General features: G+C 64.8%; 25 protein-coding genes. 15 read left to right on the top strand and 10 right to left on the bottom strand.

All coding sequences use genetic code 11. The features are described 5' to 3' along the window. Positions 1-687 (top strand): SGNH/GDSL hydrolase family protein (locus tag EN742_RS05520; RefSeq protein WP_148670034.1); only part of this gene is annotated, 687 nt, incomplete at its 5' end. A 28-nt stretch (positions 688-715) separates the two neighbouring features. Here the strand turns inward: EN742_RS05520 and EN742_RS05515 are convergent. Next, the gene (locus EN742_RS05515) at positions 716-895 is read right to left on the bottom strand and encodes a hypothetical protein (RefSeq protein ID WP_189347771.1); all 180 of its coding nucleotides are present in this window, start codon (positions 893-895) and stop codon (positions 716-718) included. Positions 896-1,077: 182 nt separating this feature from the next. Here EN742_RS05515 and EN742_RS05510 point away from each other — a divergent pair, with 182 nt between their 5' ends. From EN742_RS05510 to EN742_RS05500, 3 genes are all read left to right on the top strand, one after another. Then, positions 1,078-1,245: a hypothetical protein gene (locus tag EN742_RS05510; protein WP_126057966.1), complete on the top strand. Its 168-nt coding sequence runs from the start codon at positions 1,078-1,080 to the stop codon at positions 1,243-1,245. A 214-nt stretch (positions 1,246-1,459) separates the two neighbouring features. Next, the gene (locus tag EN742_RS05505) at positions 1,460-1,870 is read left to right on the top strand and encodes a hypothetical protein (protein ID WP_189347769.1); all 411 of its coding nucleotides are present in this window, start codon (positions 1,460-1,462) and stop codon (positions 1,868-1,870) included. A 73-nt stretch (positions 1,871-1,943) separates the two neighbouring features. Then, complete coding sequence (locus tag EN742_RS05500; protein WP_126057965.1) at positions 1,944-2,663, top strand: YafY family protein; 720 nt, start codon at positions 1,944-1,946, stop codon at positions 2,661-2,663. Positions 2,664-2,726: 63 nt separating this feature from the next. On the opposite strand, the gene EN742_RS05495 is transcribed toward EN742_RS05500, so the two are convergent. The 3 genes from EN742_RS05495 to EN742_RS05485 all read right to left on the bottom strand — a co-directional run bounded on the left by EN742_RS05495 (position 2,727) and on the right by EN742_RS05485 (position 5,226). Further along, the gene (locus tag EN742_RS05495) at positions 2,727-3,422 is read right to left on the bottom strand and encodes a DUF1013 domain-containing protein (RefSeq protein ID WP_126057964.1); all 696 of its coding nucleotides are present in this window, start codon (positions 3,420-3,422) and stop codon (positions 2,727-2,729) included. 274 nt (positions 3,423-3,696) lie between these two features. Further along, a complete protein-coding gene (locus tag EN742_RS05490; RefSeq protein WP_126057963.1) occupies positions 3,697-3,837 on the bottom strand; it encodes a DUF1127 domain-containing protein in 141 nt (46 codons plus the stop codon). A 378-nt stretch (positions 3,838-4,215) separates the two neighbouring features. Next, the gene (locus tag EN742_RS05485) at positions 4,216-5,226 is read right to left on the bottom strand and encodes an NAD(P)H-quinone oxidoreductase (RefSeq protein ID WP_127405391.1); all 1,011 of its coding nucleotides are present in this window, start codon (positions 5,224-5,226) and stop codon (positions 4,216-4,218) included. Positions 5,227-5,337: 111 nt separating this feature from the next. Here EN742_RS05485 and EN742_RS05480 point away from each other — a divergent pair, with 111 nt between their 5' ends. The 4 genes from EN742_RS05480 to EN742_RS05465 all read left to right on the top strand — a co-directional run bounded on the left by EN742_RS05480 (position 5,338) and on the right by EN742_RS05465 (position 7,641). Beyond that, positions 5,338-5,532: a DUF1192 domain-containing protein gene (locus tag EN742_RS05480; protein WP_126057961.1), complete on the top strand. Its 195-nt coding sequence runs from the start codon at positions 5,338-5,340 to the stop codon at positions 5,530-5,532. 83 nt (positions 5,533-5,615) lie between these two features. Then, positions 5,616-6,863, top strand: a complete 1,248-nt coding sequence (locus tag EN742_RS05475) for an MFS transporter (RefSeq protein WP_126057960.1) — start codon at positions 5,616-5,618, stop codon at positions 6,861-6,863. A gap of 31 nt (positions 6,864-6,894) precedes the next feature. Continuing rightward, positions 6,895-7,170: a metalloregulator ArsR/SmtB family transcription factor gene (locus EN742_RS05470; protein ID WP_126057959.1), complete on the top strand. Its 276-nt coding sequence runs from the start codon at positions 6,895-6,897 to the stop codon at positions 7,168-7,170. 81 nt (positions 7,171-7,251) lie between these two features. Beyond that, positions 7,252-7,641, top strand: a complete 390-nt coding sequence (locus EN742_RS05465) for a hypothetical protein (protein ID WP_126057958.1) — start codon at positions 7,252-7,254, stop codon at positions 7,639-7,641. A gap of 57 nt (positions 7,642-7,698) precedes the next feature. Here the strand turns inward: EN742_RS05465 and EN742_RS05460 are convergent, their stop codons facing one another. Together EN742_RS05460 and EN742_RS05455 are read right to left on the bottom strand one after the other, a co-directional pair. Next, a complete protein-coding gene (locus EN742_RS05460; protein WP_126057957.1) occupies positions 7,699-8,355 on the bottom strand; it encodes a glutathione S-transferase family protein in 657 nt (218 codons plus the stop codon). A 78-nt stretch (positions 8,356-8,433) separates the two neighbouring features. Further along, positions 8,434-9,297 carry an alpha/beta hydrolase gene (locus tag EN742_RS05455; RefSeq protein ID WP_126057956.1) on the bottom strand — a complete coding sequence of 288 codons (864 nt, stop codon included), beginning with the start codon at positions 9,295-9,297 and terminating at the stop codon, positions 8,434-8,436. A gap of 98 nt (positions 9,298-9,395) precedes the next feature. On the opposite strand from EN742_RS05455, the gene EN742_RS05450 reads away from it, so the two are divergent. Both EN742_RS05450 and EN742_RS05445 read left to right on the top strand, forming a co-directional pair. Continuing rightward, positions 9,396-9,908, top strand: coding sequence for a helix-turn-helix domain-containing protein (locus EN742_RS05450; RefSeq protein ID WP_126057955.1), 513 nt, complete (start codon positions 9,396-9,398; stop codon positions 9,906-9,908). Positions 9,909-10,014: 106 nt separating this feature from the next. Next, positions 10,015-10,446, top strand: coding sequence for a heme-binding protein (locus EN742_RS05445; RefSeq protein ID WP_126057954.1), 432 nt, complete (start codon positions 10,015-10,017; stop codon positions 10,444-10,446). Between the two features lie 45 nt (positions 10,447-10,491). On the opposite strand, the gene EN742_RS05440 is transcribed toward EN742_RS05445, so the two are convergent. From EN742_RS05440 to EN742_RS05430, 3 genes are all read right to left on the bottom strand, one after another. Then, on the bottom strand, positions 10,492-10,893 hold the full coding sequence (locus EN742_RS05440; RefSeq protein ID WP_126057953.1) for a hypothetical protein: 402 nt from the start codon (positions 10,891-10,893) through the stop codon (positions 10,492-10,494). Between the two features lie 274 nt (positions 10,894-11,167). Beyond that, on the bottom strand, positions 11,168-11,350 hold the full coding sequence (gene rpmF / locus EN742_RS05435; RefSeq protein ID WP_006203806.1) for a 50S ribosomal protein L32: 183 nt from the start codon (positions 11,348-11,350) through the stop codon (positions 11,168-11,170). Between the two features lie 154 nt (positions 11,351-11,504). Then, positions 11,505-12,212 carry a transglycosylase domain-containing protein gene (locus tag EN742_RS05430; protein WP_126059336.1) on the bottom strand — a complete coding sequence of 236 codons (708 nt, stop codon included), beginning with the start codon at positions 12,210-12,212 and terminating at the stop codon, positions 11,505-11,507. Between the two features lie 129 nt (positions 12,213-12,341). Here EN742_RS05430 and EN742_RS05425 point away from each other — a divergent pair, with 129 nt between their 5' ends. After that, positions 12,342-13,259 (top strand): polyprenyl synthetase family protein, encoded by a 918-nt coding sequence (locus tag EN742_RS05425; protein ID WP_126057952.1) that lies wholly within the window; start codon positions 12,342-12,344, stop codon positions 13,257-13,259. 295 nt (positions 13,260-13,554) lie between these two features. Then, on the top strand, positions 13,555-13,773 hold the full coding sequence (locus tag EN742_RS05420; protein WP_126057951.1) for a 4-oxalocrotonate tautomerase family protein: 219 nt from the start codon (positions 13,555-13,557) through the stop codon (positions 13,771-13,773). A gap of 122 nt (positions 13,774-13,895) precedes the next feature. Here the strand turns inward: EN742_RS05420 and EN742_RS05415 are convergent, their stop codons facing one another. Next, the gene (locus tag EN742_RS05415) at positions 13,896-14,819 is read right to left on the bottom strand and encodes an SMP-30/gluconolactonase/LRE family protein (RefSeq protein WP_126057950.1); all 924 of its coding nucleotides are present in this window, start codon (positions 14,817-14,819) and stop codon (positions 13,896-13,898) included. A 131-nt stretch (positions 14,820-14,950) separates the two neighbouring features. Between EN742_RS05415 and EN742_RS05410 the strand changes: the two genes are divergently transcribed. The 3 genes from EN742_RS05410 to EN742_RS05400 form a co-directional block, all read left to right on the top strand. Continuing rightward, the gene (locus tag EN742_RS05410) at positions 14,951-16,444 is read left to right on the top strand and encodes a sugar ABC transporter ATP-binding protein (RefSeq protein ID WP_126057949.1); all 1,494 of its coding nucleotides are present in this window, start codon (positions 14,951-14,953) and stop codon (positions 16,442-16,444) included. A 124-nt stretch (positions 16,445-16,568) separates the two neighbouring features. Beyond that, positions 16,569-17,645, top strand: coding sequence for an ABC transporter permease (locus EN742_RS05405; RefSeq protein ID WP_126057948.1), 1,077 nt, complete (start codon positions 16,569-16,571; stop codon positions 17,643-17,645). 13 nt (positions 17,646-17,658) lie between these two features. After that, positions 17,659-18,146 (top strand): substrate-binding domain-containing protein (locus EN742_RS05400; protein WP_148670033.1); only part of this gene is annotated, 488 nt, incomplete at its 3' end.

The following is an 18,146-nucleotide window of genomic DNA, read 5'->3' as shown; positions in this document are numbered from 1 at the left end:
GTCTATGTCTGGCAGGGGCTCGGCGTGCGCCGTCGCACCAGCCGCATGCTGCCGGCGCGGGGTCCGGTCATGCATGAGATGCAGGGCAAGGCGCCGGCGATCACGCTGCTGGTGCTGGGTGATTCCTCCGCCGCCTCGGTCGGCATTGGCCATTCCGAGAACGGACTTGCGGCGCAGCTCGCCATCCTGATTTCCGAACGGACCGGCAGTGCGGTGCGCTGGCGGGCGGCCGGCTTCAATTCGGCGACTTCCGGCCAGGTGCGCGACCATGTCCTGCCCAATTTGTCGGCCGATCCGTGGACGCATATCGTGCTCGCCATCGGCACCAACGACACCAAGAACTTCCACTCGGTGCCACGCTTCAAGAAGGAGTTCGGCGGCCTGCTTTACGCGCTGCGCGCCAAATGGCCGGAGGCGCGCGTGGTGTGGTCGCCGGTGCTGGAGTTCACGCGGGCGCCGGCGATGCCATCCTTGCTTGGCAGGATTCTCGAGATCAGGGCCACCGAGATGAACCGGATGGGCAAGCGCCTCTGCCTGGAGCGCGGCGCGGTTCCTGCGTCGCGGCTGCCGATCCTCGATCCGCAGGCCGGCTTTGCCGTCGACGGATTCCACGCCTCGGAAGCCGGCTACCGCGCCTGGGCGGAGCATCTGCTAGCCCCTGTTCTGGGCGAGCAGCCCTTGGCGTAGCGGCGCCCGATGGGGTGGCGCTTCGGCTCTAGCCCCAGTGCCCCAGCACAGCGGTGATCGAGATCGCCGCCATGGCAAGCAGCGCCAGCTTCCAGAAATCGCTGCGCCGCCTCAGCCCCGGCCAGCCGAGCGGCTTGATCAGCTGGATGAGCATGATGCCAATGACAACGAGCGCCAGGAGCTTCGACATGCCGCCTTTGAGCAGCATCGAAGCCTGCTGTCAAAGCCGGCGTCGCACTTCCGGACCCAAACAGAACCGCGCAAGACGGCCGTTTCCCGGGGTGCCGGCCGGGCTGACCGCAATCTTCTTCGCAGACCTGCCACCCTCCTGACAGACTGCTGTCAGCAGGGGTGTGCGATAGTGTTCTCATCGAAAAGAGGAGACCAGCCATGACCAGCTTCACGGTACTGCGCAGCATCGAGCACTATGTCGGCAAGATCCGCACGATGCGCAACGAGATCCGCACCCAGCGTTTCATGAACAGCTTGCCCGCGGACATCCGCAAGGACATTGGCTGGCCGGATATGTACGGCAACGGCCGCCACCTCGACCATTGAACGATTTTTGCAGGCCGCGCTTGGATGCGGACACTGCCGCGCCCAGATGTAGAAGCGACGGAGCGGAAATACTTCGGGCAATCGAGCGTGAGAAAGTTGATGGTTCGAGCAGGATGTAGGCACCCTATCGTCAGCAGACGTGCTGAACCCTCCTGACAGTATGCTGTCAGGAGGGTCGTGTCATGGTGTGGCAGGAGTAGAGAGTGAACTTCGCATGGTGAAGAGCTGGAACGACAGGCTGAACACGCCGGGCGTCAATGGTATCAAGCCGTCGCCGCGGAGCTTCGCCGACGTCGTCGAAGGCCAGCCGATGCTGGTGCCGACGGCGCGCCAGGTCGATGATTTCATCCGCTCGATCCCCGAAGGCGTCGAGATGGACGTCCGCGCGCTGCGCACCGCGCTGGCCATCGAGAACGGGGCTGAAGTGACATGCCCGGTCGCCATTGGCTATCATCTGCGCACTGTTGCCGAGGCCGCCGGCGAGGATCTCGAGCACGGCATGGCGCTGAGCGAGATCGCGCCGTTCTGGCGGGTGCTGGACGCCAGGACGCCGACAACGAGGAAACTGTCCTTCGGCACGGAGTTCGTCGCCGTGCAGCGCAAGCGCGAAGGGCTGAAGCCATAGTGCATGTCGCCCAAAAGTGGGAACCGGTTTTGGGAACCACGACATGATAGGAACAACATCGAGGAACCATACGATGCGTCGTGCCGACAGGCTCTTCCAGATCGTGCAGCATTTGCGCGGCGGCCGTCTGGTCACTGCCCAGAAGCTGGGTACGTGGCTCGAGGTTTCCGAGCGCACGATCTATCGCGACATCGCCGACCTGCAGTCGACCGGCGTGCCAATCGACGGCGAGGCGGGCGTCGGCTACATGATGAGGGAGGGTTTCGACCTTCCGCCGCTGATGTTCACGCGTGACGAGATCGTGGCGCTGGTCGCCGGCGCCCGCATGGTGCGCGCCTTTGGCGGCGCCGCAATGGCGCGGGCCGCCGACGAGGCGCTGGTCAAGATCGGCGCCGTGCTGCCCGATACCGAGAAGGACCGCATCGCCCGCACCGAGATCCACACGCCGATGTGGGTGGTGAGCGATGCCGCGCGCGAGGCGATCGACCTGATCGAGCGCGCGATCGAGAAACGCCAGGTCCTGACCATTGACTATTCGGACGAGGCCGGGCGCGGCACGGCGCGCGACATCCGGCCGCTCGGCCTGTGGTTCTGGGGCAAGGTGTGGACGCTGGTCGCCTGGTGCGAGATGCGCGACGATTTCCGCGCCTTCCGCATCGACCGCATTGCCTCGGTGGTGATCGCCGGCCGCGTCTACAAACCGGAGCGCGGCAAGCAGCTCGCCGATTTCTACCGCGCGGTGGAGCGCAGCGAGGACTATGGCATGACGCCGGACCGGGCGGCGCGCAACTGAAGGCTCGAAGGCCAATAAAAAAGCCCGCTCGAAGCGGGCTTTTTTGTTGGCATGCCGAGAATTCTACTCCTCGTCGTCCGTGTCCTTGTCCTTCGACTTCAGCGCCGAGAGCTTGGCGAAGACGGCGTTGGCGTCGAGCTCGGCGTCCTCGTCCTTCGGCTTTTCCGGCGCCGGGACCAGCCGTTCCGTCAACGCCGCCGGCAGCAGCGTGTCGCCGACCGGCTGCGCCTGCTCGCGGCCGCGCGAGGCGCGGTTGACTTCCATGTCGAGGTCGATCTGCGAGGCGAGACCCAGCGTCACCGGATCCATCGGCTGCAGATTGGCCGAATTCCAGTGCTTGCGCTCGCGGATCTGCTCGATCGTCGACTTGGTGGTGCCTACAAGACGGGCAATCTGCGCGTCCTTCAGTTCGGGATGGTTGCGCACCAGCCAGAGGATGGCATTCGGCCGGTCCTGACGCTTCGACAGCGGCGTGTAGCGCGGGCCCTTGCGCTTGGATTCCGGCACCCTGACCTTTGGGTCGGACAGCTTCAGTCGATGGTTCGGGTCCTTCTCGGCGCGCGCGATCTCGTCGCGGGTCAGCTGGCCGGTCATGATCGGGTCCATGCCCTTGATGCCTTGCGCCGATTCGCCGTCGGCGATCGCCTTGACCTCAAGCGGATGCAGCCCGCAGAACTGGGCGATCTGCTCGAAGGAGAGCGCGGTGTTGTCGACCAGCCAGACGGCGGTCGCCTTGGGCATCAGCAGCGTATTGGCCATTTCCAAAAATCCTTCTCGTTCGCCCGCGTTCCCGCGCGGGCGGTGGTTTTAGAGCCACCAAAATGGGAAATTCGCGGCCTGTATAACCGCTCCGTCACCATTTCGCAATGTTTTTGGAGAGCCCTGGAGGAGAGGCCGGGCACGGCCGCGGCCCAAGAAAGACAAAACCCGCCGGACTGGGTCCAGCGGGTTCGGAACCGGAGACGAGCAAGCGTCTTCGACGGCTCTGGCTTCGCAACGCTGCCCCGGCCTCACGGCCGGGGCGCGCTTGAGATCAAAGAGCCTGGCGGGCGATACGCTCGATGTCGGCGCGGTTGATGCCGAGGTCGTGAAGCTGACGGGCGTTGAGCTTGTTCAGCTCGCGCACGGTCTCGTTGTACATGCGCCAGTTACGGAAAGCGCGGATCGGGTTCATGGCGGGTCTCCAGTCGTTGGTTGATTTGTTCGATGCCGTGTAAATAGGCACCGCCGCCTAAGAATTGAACGGACGCTTTTGCATGGCGGCAATGCGTTTTGTGCATTGCAGCATTAAGCTCTTGTTCAGCTTTTCCGCAGGCGATTTACACACCAGGGCGCGTCGAGATTCAGGTCAGGCCGAGGCGGAGTCGAAGACGGGCGCGGGGCGACCAAAACGGTGGTTTCCGAGAACCGGAGCGGAGCGTACTTCCGCATGTCCCGGAGAAGTGGTCCCGGTTTTCCGACAAGGACATGCGGCAGCAAGGAAACTACGTGAGCACCGGAAGCGCAGGAAAGCGCCGTTTGCAGGCCGGCCTCACCTGAATATCGATGCATCCTAGCCGACGTCGAGCACGATCTTGCCGATATGCTCCCCATCCTCCATCCGCTCATGCGCCCGCCAGGCTTCGCTGAGCGGCAGGATCGTGTCCATCACCGGCGCTATCTTGCGGCTGCCGAGCAACGGCCAGACCTGCGCCTCCAGCGCCACGGCGATCGCCGCCTTGAATTCGACCGTGCGCGGCCTCAGCGTCGAGCCGGTATGGGTGAGCCGCTTGACCATGAGCCTGGAGAAATCGACACTCGCCGCCGCCCCGCCCTGCACGGCGATCTGGACGATGCGGCCTTCCACCGCCGCGGCCTCGTAATTGCGTGTCACATAGTCTCCGGCGATCATGTCGAGGATCACATTGGCGCCCTTGCCACCAGTCGCGTCCTTGACCGCGGCGACGAAGTCCTCCTCGCGGTAATTAATCGCCCGGTCGGCGCCGAGCTTCAGGCAGGCGTCGCATTTTTCCCTGCTGCCGGCGGTGGTGATGACGTAGGCGCCGAAGGCCGACGCCAACTGGATCGCCGTGGTGCCGATGCCCGACGAACCGCCATGCACCAGCAGCGTTTCGCCGCACTTCAAGCCGCCGCGCTCGAACACATTGTGCCAGACAGTGAAATAGGTTTCCGGCACCGCCGCCGCTTCGGTGTGGGTGAAGCCGGCCGGCAGCGGCAGCACGCTGCCGGCGTGCACCTTGACATATTCGGCGTATCCGCCGCCGGGGGTGAGCGCGCAGACCCGGTCGCCGATGCGCCAGCGCGATATCTCGTCGCCAAGTGCCGCGACTTCGCCCGAGACCTCGAGCCCCGGCAGATCGGAGGCGCCGGGCGGCGGCGGATAGGCGCCCTTGCGCTGCAGCACATCCGGCCGGTTTACGCCGGCGGCACGCACCCGGATCAGGACCTCGCCTGGCCCCGGCAGGGGCACATCGCGCGTTTCCGGCTTCAGCACCCGCGGCCCGCCTGGCTCCGAGATCGCGATCGCCATCATCTTCGCCGGAATCTTCTGTGCGCTCGCCATGAATTGTCCCGTCCTCGTCTGGCCTCTTTGGCTGGCCGTTTGCATCAGCACCCGTGCCCTATGTATGCTCATTGTCGAATCCGGCAAATGGCATATCAGGGAGGAGCGACGATGGCGATCTTCGACGACGAACCCGTTAAGAAGGCGCGCCCGCATGAGATCGGGCAGGATCTGGCCCTGCTTTCGGCCGACGAACTGTCCGAGCGGATCGGCATGCTGCGCGACGAGATCGCCCGGCTGGAAGCCGAGTTGAAGGCCAAGGGAGCGACCAAATCAGCGGCCGAGGCGCTGTTCCGCCGCGGCTAGCGTTGAAAGCGGCAGTGTTCGCCGCCGAAAAGCCCGAATGCGCCTGTCAGACCAGCGCCACGAACCTCCAGCCGGATCAGCCAATGTTTGCGACCTACCGACCGATCCTCTCGCTGCTTCGCGGCACGGCCTTCCTGCTCGCGGCGTCCGGCCTGCACGGGCTGCTGCTGCCGTTGCGAGGCCAATTGGAGGGCTTTTCCACGGCATCGCTGGGCTTGATGGGCACCGCCTGGGCCGGCGGCTTCGTCACCGGCTGCTTCTTTGCGCCGCGCCTGGTTCGCCGCGCCGGCCATGTCAGGGCCTTCGGCGCCTTTGCCGCGTCGGGCGCCATCGTCGCTTTGCTCACCGGCCTTATCATCGATGAATATGTCTGGATCCTGCTGCGCGCCTTCACCGGCTTCACCATGGCTGGCGCCTTCATGGTCATCGAAAGCTGGCTGAACGAGAAGGCCACCAACGAGAACCGCGGCACCGTCTTCGGCCTCTACATGATGGTCACCTATGCATCGATCATGGGCGGCCAGATGATCGTCGCCGGCGGCGACGTGAAGTCGGCTTCGCTGTTCATGATCACCGGCATCCTGTTCTGCCTGTCGCTGATCCCGACCGCCGTCTCGACGCAGTCGCATCCGAAGCCGCTGCAGGACGTGAAGCTCGACGTGAAGGGGCTCTACGCCAATTCGCCGGTGTCGGCGATTGCCTGCCTGTTGATCGGCATTGCCAACGGCGCCTGGGGCACGCTCGGCGCCGTCTATGGCGCCCGCATCGGCATCTCAACGGCCGAGATCGCGCTGATGATGAGCCTGGTGGTGGTGGCGGGAGCGGCCATGCAGCTTCCGGCGGGACGCCTCTCGGACAAGACCGACCGCCGTTTCGTGCTGGCGGGTGCGGCCTTTGGCGCAGCCTTGTTTGCCATTTTCGTCTTCCTGTTCGAGCCGCGCTCCGGCGTCTTCGTCATCGTCTTGACCGCCGCCTACGGCGCTTTCGCCTACACGCTCTATTCGATCGCAGTGGCGCATGCCAACGACCACGCGCGGGCGGAGGATTTCGTCAAGGTTTCGGGCGGTCTTCTGCTGCTCTACGGCTTCGGCACCATGATCGGGCCCCTGCTCGCCGCCGGCCTGATGGGCTGGCTGCGCCCCGAGGGCCTGTTCCTGGCCACCGCGCTCGCCCATCTTTGCCTGGCGGGCTACACCCTGCTGCGCATCAGCCGCCGCGCCCCGGTGCCGATCGAAAACCGCGACGCCTTCAAGACCCAGCCGGCCGACCGTTCGGTGACGCCGGAAGCCTTGCGGCTCGATCCGCGCAGAAAGGCTGAAACCAATGGTTGAGATTTGGGAAACTTTGCCTCTAAAATGACGCATGATGTTTTCTGATGCCTTTGTGGCGATTGCCGATCCCAACCGGCGCTATCTTCTCGAAGAGCTCCGGCGCGGCCCGAAGACCGTCAACGAACTGGCGGCCGGACTGCCAGTTTCACGCCCAGCCGTCTCGCAGCACCTGAAGGTTCTGCTCGAGGCCGGCCTGGTCAACGCCAAGGCGGAAGGCACGCGGCGGGTCTACACGGTCAGCAGTGCCGGCTTCCTGCGGTTGAACATCTGGCTCGACCAGTTCTGGGAAGCATTGCCCGGCGAGTGACCTCTGGGCGGCATGACCGGTCCGGCACTTGCTTGATGCGATTCCGTTCTGCGCTTTTTCTGGCTGTGGAGGAGGAAACCCATGCGACGCGAAGCGGTTCTTGGCGCTCTGACGGCAATCAATCTGGTTCTGCTCGCTGGCATGGGGCTGACGCAGATCCTGCCGGCGAAGGCGCAGGACAGCCCAGGCATTCTGCGCGGAAGCGGGCTTCAGATTGTCGATAGTCAGGGCCGGGTGCGCTCCAGCATCTCCGTGCTCCCGGCGAAGGCCGGCGAGGCCGAAACCGTGCTGTTCCGCCTCATCGCGGAGAATGGCCAGCCCTCGGTCAAGATCAGCGCCACGACCGCCAGCGCCGGTCTGAGTTTCGTCGGCGGCGACGACGCAAGCTACATTTTGCTCGAGGCGGATGGTCCCGAAACTCGGCTCGAGATGGTGGAACCGGAGGGCCGCAAGAAGGTGATCGAGCCATAGGAGCGATGCAAGGCCAGGTGAGAAGGACCGCTCGCCTCCGATCGCGAAGCACTGATGTCAGCCGTCGTTGTAGGGGAAGAACTTGAAGTAGGGCTGGGCTTCCTCGATCACGCGGGCGAAGGACGGTCGTTGGAGCAGGCGATCGTGATAACGCCTAACCGCGGGGAACCTGTCGCCGAACGGCTCGACCTTGTTGGCGTAGAACAGCGCCGGAGCCGCCGCGCAGTCGGCCATGGTGAAGGTTTCGCCAACCGCCCAAATCCTCGACTGCATCTCGGTTTCGATGATGGCGTAGGAGGCGCGCAACTGCGCCCGCGCCTGCTCGACACCGAACGGGTCGGTCTGGCCCTGCGGCCGCAGCCGGTCGCCGACGATCTTCTGCATCGGCTCCTGCACATAGAAATCGTAGAAGCGGTCGGCGGTCCGAACCTGGCGGGCGAGGTCGGCATCGGCCGGGATCAGCGCGGTCGGGCCAGGATAGTGGACGGCCAGATACTCGATCACGATGGTTGATTCCGGCACCGTCTGTCCGCGCGCCTCGTCGCGCAGCACCGGCATCTTGCCCGCCGGCGACAGTCTCAGGAACGCCGCGCGCGACTGCTCGTTGCCGAGATCGACAATGACGACATCGAAAGGCGTGCCGTTCTCGTAGAGCGCGATCAGCGGCTTCCAGCAGAACGATGCCAGCGGGTGGAGGTGCATGGTCAGAGACATTGCTTGCTCGCTTGTGGCCGCCGGTCCGGGCGGAAGGGGGCTTCTGGTCTTGATAATGGCGCATCCGGTGAGGCGCTGTCACGCCGGGGATGGATCGGCCCGCGCCCGCGCTGCCCGGTCATGCGCCACGATGGCGGCGATCATGACGGCCCAGTCGTCCGGATGCAGTTCGTGGCCGCCGCCCTCGATACGCACCAACTTCGCACCGGCAACCGCCTCGGCGAGCGCTGCGCCATGCTCGACCGGAAAGATCGGATCCGTCGTGCCGTGGATGACGAGCAGCGCAATCCGCATCGCCCGAAGGCGGTCCTTCCAGTCTCCGCCGTTCTTGAGCAGGAAGTGGTTGGTCGCGCTGAGCAGGCCTCCCGACCGGTCATAGTCCCGCTCGACGAACGCCCTTGTCCGCTTCTCGTCGAACGGATGCGCGGTGCTTGCGATGACGCGGGCTTCGCTGACGATGAAGTCGATCACCTGCTCGCGATCCGACCAATCGACCTTCTCACCTGCCGCCGCGTGCTCTTTGTAGCTCTCGGACATTCCCGGCAGATGCGAGGTGTCGATGCCGACAGGCGACGTGCTGATCACGGTCAGCGCCGTGAGGCGCGACGGGTGTTTCAGCGCCACCAGCTGCGCGATCATGCCGCCCATCGACATGCCGACCACATGCGCCCTCACGACCTCATGATCGTCGAGCACGCGGATGGCATCGTCGGCCATGTCATCGAATGTGTAGGGCGGCTCGCCAGGCGCGTATTTGCTCGAGTGGCCGGTGTCGCGATTGTCGTAGCGGATTACGAACAGACCCTCGCCGGCCAGCTTCCGGCAGAACGCTTCTGGCCACCACAGCATCGACGCCATGGCGCCCATGATCAGCAGAACGGCCGGATCGCCGGGACTGCCAAAAGTTTCGGAAACGATCCGGGGCTGCTCTTTCGTCTTCATGGTCGCTTCCTTCTCTGTCAATCCGATTGCATTTTGCAATCAGTTGCACGATAATCAGACTGATACGATAATGCAACCGGTTTTTCTGGAGACTTTGCATGAACACCGATCACCGCTCCGGCTGCCCGATCAATCTGTCGCTCGAAGTGTTCGGCGATCGCTGGAGCCTGATCATCCTGCGCGACATGATCTTCGGCGGCCGGCGTCATTTTCGCGAAATGCTCAACGGATCGATCGAGGGCATCGCGTCCAACATCCTTGCCGACCGGCTGAAGCGGCTGATGGAGCTGGGCATGCTGACAAAGGCCGACGATCCTTCCCACAAGCAGAAGGCAATCTACAGCCTGACCGAGATGGCCATCACCCTGGTGCCGATCATGGCGCATCTCGGCGCCTGGGGCCGTGTCTGGCTGCCGGTCAGCGAGGAGCTCTCGATCCGCGCTGAGCTTCTGGAAAACGGCGGCCCACCCTTATGGGAGCGCTTCATGGACGAATTGCGCCATGAACACCTCGGCGCGCCGATCGACCATGAGGGGCCAACCGTTCGGGCGACCCTGCAGGCCGGCTACGAGGTGGTGGTCGCCCGCAAGGCTGAGGCTGCCGCCGGCTAGACAGGGCGCGGCGTTTCGCCACTTCCCGAAAATCAGTTTCAACCGCGGCCGGGATTGTATCTTGCGTCTCGTCGACGATGATCGCGGCCTTCAACAGGAGACTGCCATGACCGCGCTGACGCTCGAGAAAGCCAAGCAAATCATCGACGCCGCCTTCGCCAGGGGTGCCGAGCTGAAGCTCAGGCCGCTCGGCGTGTCGGTGCTCGATGCCGGCGCCCATCTGGTCGCCTTCCAGCGCCAGGACGGCGCATCGTTCCTGCGTCCGCAAATGTCGGCCGGCAAGGCCTATAGCGCGCTCGCCATCGGCATGGGCTCGCGCCGCGTCGAAGCCTTCGCCAAGGAACGGCCGCATCTGATCGCCGGCATCTCCGACGTCTCCGGCGGTCGTGTCCTGCCTGTCGTCGGCGGCGTGCTGATCCGCGATCATGTCGGCGCCGTCATCGGCGCGGTCGGCATCTCCGGCGACACGTCGGACAATGACGAGGCCGCCGCGATCGCCGGCATCGAAGCCGCCGGCTTCACTGCCGATCCGGGCTGAGCCCGGATCATTTGCAGACCGGTCTCACCTGAATATCGGCACATCCTAGTTCAGGTTGATATCCCGGCTTGCCGACCGCATCGACACCGAGAAGCCGGCGAGCACGTCGAACAGCGCGATGACCATCAGGGTGAAGAAGACCGAATGCGCTGCGCCCTTCACCAGCAGGAACTCGACCAGGAAGGCGATGAAGACCAGTGTCGACAACAGATGGTCGAGGATCGAGGCGTTGGTGGTGCGCACCGATTTTGAGATCTCGACGAACAGGAAGATCAGGCCGATCAGCACCATCAGGTCGCCGAGCGTCATCGAGAAAACGCCACCGGACATCATGCGGAACGAGAACATCTCGTTGGCCCAGGGATCGTCGCCGCTGCCGAATATCCCGAGCAGCCCGAGATTGTAGAGCACGAAGGGCACGATCAGCAGGGGGATGGCACCGAACATCTGGCGTCTCCGATTGAGCTTCCTTCAGTTGCAGCCCGCCGGCCTTCCTCGTCAAGAAGTTTCATGCGTCGCCGCTAACACGCTCGAAGACCGCGCGAAACAAGCATGTTAGCGGGGGTTCCTCCCGCGCCTGTCAGGCCACAAAGACCGGCGCGCAGGGTCCGTCGGCGGAGTCGGTATCGGACCGCGACGCTGGAGCGATTGGCGAGGCCAAACGCAAAAAGACCGGCCCAATGGCCGGTCTTTTTGGAAGTCGCAAACCGCCGGAAGCTTCTCAGCTTTCCTTCGGCTCCAGAACCTGGCGGCCGCGATACATGCCGGTCTTCAGGTCGATATGGTGCGGGCGGCGCATTTCGCCGGAATTCTTGTCCTCGACATAGGTCGGGGCCTTGAGGGCGTCGGCCGAGCGGCGCATGCCGCGCTTCGACGGAGAGGTTTTTCGTTTCGGAACGGCCATGGATATGCTCCACTACATGGTCAAAATGCCCCGGCAACCCTCGTGAAAGGGCCGCGTCTGGGGCCATAATCTGAGAAAGTCGGGTGCCTATACACGCCTTGCGCCGTTTTGGCCAGCACCGCGGCAAATTTTTTTGAGCCGGCGCTGGTTCGTCCTAATCAAGGCAACCCACATAGGCTCCCGACCTACCGGCGCGCCGCTCGATCAGTGCCGCCAGGCGTCGCAAGCCCGGCCCCGGTTTTGCCGGATTGCGGGCGATCGGATTGGGCAGCGTGACGGCGAGCAGCGCCGCCTGCCGGCGCGACAATTTGTTTGCCGAGACGCCGAAATGATGCTGGGCGGCCGCCTCGATGCCGTAGATGCCCGGGCCCCATTCGGCGATGTTGAGGTAGATCTCCATAATGCGCCGCTTCGACATCACCGCGTCGAAATAGACGGCGAGCGGCAGTTCGACCACCTTGCGCACCGTGCCCAGCGGCCGCGACCAGAGGAAGAGGTTCTTCACCGTCTGCATTGTGATGGTCGAGGCACCGCGCGTCGCCTCGCCGGCCAGCGCGTCGTCCACGACGCCGCGCAATTCGCCGAGATCGACCCCGCGGTGGAAGCAGAACTGCCCGTCCTCCGACATGATCACCGAATGCGCCAGCGCCGGCGACACGTCGTCGATCGAAACCCAGCGCCGGTCGTAGCCGGAGAAGGTCGCGAGGTCCTTCAGCATCAGCGTCGACACCGGATGCACGAAGGACGGCAGATAGAGGAAGGTCAGCACCACCGGTACCACCGCCAGGATGGCGGCAACGACCAGGGAGCGCCGGCCAAGGCGCTTGAGACCGGCGCGGTTCAGGCGCCTCGGCCGCGCCATGTCCAGTCCTTCGATTTCATGATCGACGATCGGTTCCGTCAAGCCGCCCCACCCGTGCCATCAGCTCAACCGGCATAATGGCGCGCGGCTTCTTGCGCAATGTCTGAGTGTCGGCTACCGCTCCCGGCCATGGCGAAAGACGAAGAAATCGCGTTCGAAACCGCACTTCTGACACGCGCAGCGGCAATCGAGGCGCTGCTCAGGCGGCTTCTCGACCTGCGCGCGCTGTCCGGCGAGATCGCCCGGCCGGAGCGGCTGATGGCGGCCATGCGCCATGGCGTGTTGAACGGCGGCAAGCGCCTGCGCCCTTTTCTGGTTATGGAAAGTGCAGCGCTCTTTTCCGCAGATGGCGAGGCGGCATCGCGCGTGGCGGCGGCGCTCGAATGCGTGCATTGCTATTCGCTGATCCATGACGATCTACCGGCCATGGACAATGACGATCTGCGCCGCGGTCAGCCGACCGTGCACCGGGCCTTCGACGATGCCACCGCCATCCTCGCCGGCGACGCGCTGCTGACGCTTGCCTTCGACATCCTCGCCGACGAGGCCACCGTGCTGCCCGTGGAACGCCGGGCAGCGCTGGTGCTGGCGCTTGCCCGCGCCGCGGGCATTGGCGGCATGGTTGGCGGGCAGATGCTCGATCTCGATGCCGGACGCACTCCGCCGGACGAGGCCGGCATCATCCGGCTGCAGGCGATGAAGACCGGCGCCTTGATCCGCTTTGCCTGCGAGGCCGGCGCCATCGTCGCCGGCGCGCCGCCGGAAGACCGCGAGCGGCTGGCCGAATTCGGCTCGGCGATCGGGCTCGCCTTCCAGCTTGCCGACGACCTGCTCGACCTGACGGCGGATGCGCACCAGATGGGCAAGGCGACCGGCAAGGACGCCGCCGCAGGCAAGGCGACGCTGGTCGCCCTGCACGGCGCCGACTGGGCGCGCAAGCAGCTCAACGGCCTCGTCGGCCAGGCGCATGCGCTGCTCGATCCCTATGGCGAGCGCGCGGCCCTGCTGAAGGAAGCGGCGACATTCGTGGCGACGCGCAACAGCTGACCTGTTGCACAGGCGAACGACGCCGGCTCGCCACCGGTCCGATCTTCACAACCCTGCCAGCGCGAAAATGCGGGATGCCCAGCACCGCTGAGCGAGCTGCGGATAGGGCGCCGACGTCGCTCCGATTGTTCGCTCTTTCCGAATAGTGCTGCCAGCAGCGGGGTGATTATCCGACATCCGCGGCAATCTATATCCGCCCCATGACAACGAAGATCGATCCGTCCGATGACGACGCGACCGTCGTCATCGGACGCGCCAACCGGCGCCGTGAAATGCCACTGAAAGGAACCTGCAAATGCCCTTTGCCAACTTCAAGATGCCCGAGGCCGCCCTCACAAAAGCGCAGAAGGAAGATCTCGTCCACAAGACCACGCAGATGTTCGTGGACTATTTCGGCGAGGGTGTGCGCCCCTACACCATGGTGCTGATCGAAGAAGTTCCTGATGGAGGCTACGGCCGCGCCGATGAAGTCTTTGTCCTTCCCGATGCCTATCGGGCTAAGGATGTTGCCTGACATGAACAAGGCGAGCCGCTTGTCGAGCGGCTCGCCTTTCGGGCAAATGCAATAGTCCATTTTTGATAGGCGAACACACGATCGCGTGAGCCCATTCGATCCGTCCCCGCCTAGGTCGGACCTCAGCCTCTTGCGGCCGCATTGGCGACCACAAACACCGAATAGAGCGACTGCCGCGCCGTGATGAACAGGCGGTTGCGCTTGGCGCCGCCGAAGGCGAGGTTCGCCACCGTTTCCGGGATGCGGATCTTGCCTATCAGCGTGCCGTCGGGATCGAAGCAATGCACGCCGTCGCCGGCGCCTGCCCAGACCCGACCCGCCGTATCCACCCTGAAGCCGTCGAACAGGCCGGCCGTGCAGGTTGCGAAAACGCCGAGTTCCTTGAGCGCATTGCCTTCGACGGCAAACTTGCGGATGTGCCGCGGCCCGTCCTTCTGATGCGTGATGCCGGTGTCGCCGACATAGAGGACCGTCTCGTCCGGCGAGAAGGCGAGACCGTTGGGCTTCGCCATCGTCGAGACGACGCGCGCCACCTCGCCGGTCGCGGGATCGGCGTGGTAGACGTGGCAGCCCTCGATCTCCTGTTCGGAGCGGTCGCCCTCATAGTCTGTCGCGATGCCATAGGGCGGATCGGAGAACCACACCGTGCCGTCGGAGCGCACCACGACGTCGTTGGGCGAATTCAGGCGCTTGCCGTCGAAGCAGTCGGCGATCACCGTGATCGATCCGTCATGCTCGGTGCGCGTGACGCGCCGCGACCGATGCTCGCAGGTGACCAGCCGTCCCTCTGTATCGACCGTGTTGCCGTTGGCACTGTTTGCCGGCGCCCGGAACACCGAAACCACGCCATTGGTCTCGTCGTAGCGCATGATGCGGTCGTTGGGGATGTCGGAGAAGACCAGATAGCGCCCGGCCGCGAACCATGCCGGGCCTTCCAGCCAGCGCCCTCCGGTCCACACCCGCTCGACCGCCACATGGCCGACGAAACAGCTTTCGAACCGCTCGTCGAGAACCTCGAAGCCCGCGCCCTCTAAGTCTCCGAACATGCTCCATCCTCCGCGAAAACGGGTTACCGATAGCCTTCGCGGCAAACCGTTTTCAAGACTTGACCTGCAAAAATGTTAGCGATAACATCGGTGCCAATTCAGTCCGTTTGCTTGGCTTGGGAGGGCCATAGATGCGGCCCAAGCTCATCGAATTCATCGACATCTCCAAGCGCTTCGGCGGCACTCTGGCGCTGAAGTCGGTCTCGCTCGACATCCACGAGGGCGAGATCGTCGCCCTGCTTGGCGAGAATGGCGCCGGCAAGTCGACGCTGATCAAGACGCTCGCCGGCATCCACAAGCGCGACCAGGGCACGATCCGCTTTCGCGGCGAAGACTATCACCACCGCCCGCCGCGTCCCAACCAGCCACAGAAGGTCGCCTTTATCCATCAGGACCTCGGCCTCATCGAATGGATGACGGTGGCCGAGAATGTCGGCATGGCGCAGGGCTTTTCGCGCCGCTCGGGCCTGATCGATTGGCGCGACACCGAGCGCCGCGCCGAGCGCGCGCTGGCGCTGGTCGGCTGCGCCTTCGATCCGGCGACGCGCGTCCAGGACCTTTCGCGCACGGAAAAGTCGCTGGTGGCGATCGCTCGCGCACTCGCCACCGAAGCCGACGTTCTGGTGCTCGACGAGCCGACGGCAAGCCTGCCGGCCGACGAGGTCGAACGCCTGTTCGAGGCGCTGCGTCCGCTGCGCGAGCGCGGCGTCGGCATGATCTATGTCTCGCACCGGCTGGACGAGGTGTTCCGGATCGCCGACCGCGTCGCCGTCATGCGCGACGGCCGCATGGTCGCGGTTAAGCCAGTGGTCGAGACCACGCCGCAAGAACTGGTCGACCTGATCGTCGGCCGGCCGGCGCACCAGATGTTCGCCAAGTCGCAATGGCAGGACGGGCCGGAGCGGCTCAAGGTCGAAAACCTCGTTTGCGGCAACGTCGGCCCGGTCACCTTCGAGGCGCGCTCCGGCGAATTGCTCGGGCTGGTCGGCCTGCGCGGCGCCGGACAGGAAGCCGTCGGCCGCGCGCTGTTCGGCGCCGAGCGTTTCGAGGGAACGGTCTCGCTCGACGGCAAGCGCCTCGACCTGTCTTCGGTCGGTGCCGCCCTTGCCGCCGGCGTCGGCCTCATCGCGCGCGACCGCACCGAGGAATCGGTCGCGCTGTCGCTTTCCGTGCGCGAGAATATGTATCTCAATCCGTCGGCGGTCGGTCGTGGACTATTCTCCTTCATGAAGCCGGCGCGGGAGAGCGAGTTGACGCAGGAACTCGGCGCGCGGCTGGGGCTGAGACCCAACGATCCGCATCTGCCGATCGAGGCGCTTTCAGGCGGCAACCAGCAGAAGGTGGTCGTCGGCCGCTGGCTGGCGACGGGCCGCAAGCTGCTGATCGCCGAGGACCCGACGGCCGGCGTCGATGTCGGCGCCAAGGCCGAGATCTACCGCCTGATCGCGGCGGCCGTCGAAGCCGGGCTGGCGGTCATCGTCGTCTCCACCGATTTCGAGGAGGTCGCCCATATCTGCCATCGCGCCCTCGTCTTCTCGCATAACCGCATCGTACGCGAACTTGCCGGCGATGCCTTGACGACGGCTGCGCTCATCCGCGCCGCCTCCGTGTCCGAAGCCGCCTAGAGCCGGATGATTTCAGGTCCAATCGACCTGAAATTTGAATCCGGTTCTAAATCAAAGAGATAGAGCATGATGTCGTCCGAAAACCGCCTCACACTTTTCGGCATCATGCTCTAGGAGGACCCCCATGAATTCGATCAAATCGACGGCGCTGGAGCCGACCCGGTCGGAACTTTCCGGGCTGAGCCTCGGCCAGAAGGCTTCGCGCTACCTGCCGGTCTACGGCCTGCCGATCCTGACGCTGCTGCTCATCGTGCTGTTCTCGTTGCTGCTGCCGCGGACGTTCCCGACGCTGCTCAATTTGCGCTCGATCATCTCCGACAAGGCGATCATCGCGATGCTGTCGCTTGCGGCGATGATCCCCATGGCCTCGGGCCGCATCGACCTTACGGTGGGCTACGGCATCGTGCTGTGGCACATCCTGGCCATCAGCCTGCAAACGGCCTTTGGCATCCCTTGGCCGATCGCGGTGCTGATCGTCATCCTGCTCGGCGTGCTCACCGGCTTCATCAATGGCTGGCTGGTCGAGGTGGCGCGCATCGATTCCTTCATCGCCACGCTCGGCACCGGTACCGTGCTCTATGCTTTGGCCATGTGGTACACCGGCGGCCGGCAGGTCGTCGGCGTGCTTCCCGACGGCTTCCTCTCCCTCAACGGCACGATGCTGTTCGGCCTGCCGATCACCGGCTACTACGTGGTCGTCCTGGCGCTGGCGATGTGGCTCGTGCTCGAATACCTGCCGATCGGCCGCTACCTCTACGCCATCGGCGCCAATCCGAAGGCCGCCGCGCTCAACGGCATCCCGGTGCAGAAATTCGTCGTGGGCGCCTTCGTCGCCTCCGGCGCGCTCACCGCGCTCGGCGGCGTGCTGCTCGCCTCGAAGCTGAGGATCGGCCAGGCCAGCGTCGGTCTCGAATATCTGCTGCCGGCGCTGGTCGGCGCCTTCCTCGGATCGACCACCATCAAGCCCGGCCGCGTCAATGTCTGGGGCACGATCATCGGCGTCGTCATCCTCGCCGTCGGCATTTCCGGCATCCAGCAGTTCGGCGGCTCGTTCTGGGTCGAGCCGCTGTTCAACGGCGTCACCCTGCTCGTCGCGATCGGCATTGCCGGCTACGCGCAGCGCCGCCGCGGCGCCGTGGTGCCGCCCGCCGCCACTCAACCAGCCACCAGCCAACGAACAACGACAACCAACAATGCTTAATGGGAGAAACAGCATGCATCGCAGAACAGTCCTTCAGCTTGGCGTCGCCTGCCTGGCGCTCGGCATCGCCTCGACCGCGCTCGCCGATCCGATGGCCGACGCCAAGGCCGTCGTCGACAAATACGCCAGCAAGGTCGAGAAATGGGACGGGCCGATGACAGGGCCTAAGGGGGCCGCGGGCAAGACGATCGTCGTGCTTGGCGCCGACATGAAGAACGGCGGCATTCTCGGCGTCACCAAGGGCGTCGAGGAAGCGGCGGCGGCACTTGGCTGGACGGTCAAGACGCTTGACGGCGCCGGCTCCATCGGCGGCCGCACGGCGGCCTTTGGCCAGGCGCTGGCGCTCAATCCGGACGGCATCATCATCAACGGCTTCGACGCCGTCGAGCAAAAGCCGGCGATGGAGCAGGCCAAGGCCGCCAAGATCCCGATGGCGGCATGGCATGCAGCACCGACGGTCGGCCCGATCGACGACCTCGGTATCATCGCCAACGTCTCGAC

It is taken from the genome of Mesorhizobium sp. M4A.F.Ca.ET.020.02.1.1, from assembly GCF_004022645.1.
In the GTDB taxonomy this organism is placed as follows: Bacteria; Pseudomonadota; Alphaproteobacteria; order Rhizobiales; family Rhizobiaceae; genus Mesorhizobium.
This window is presented reverse-complemented; position numbering and strand designations above follow the sequence as displayed.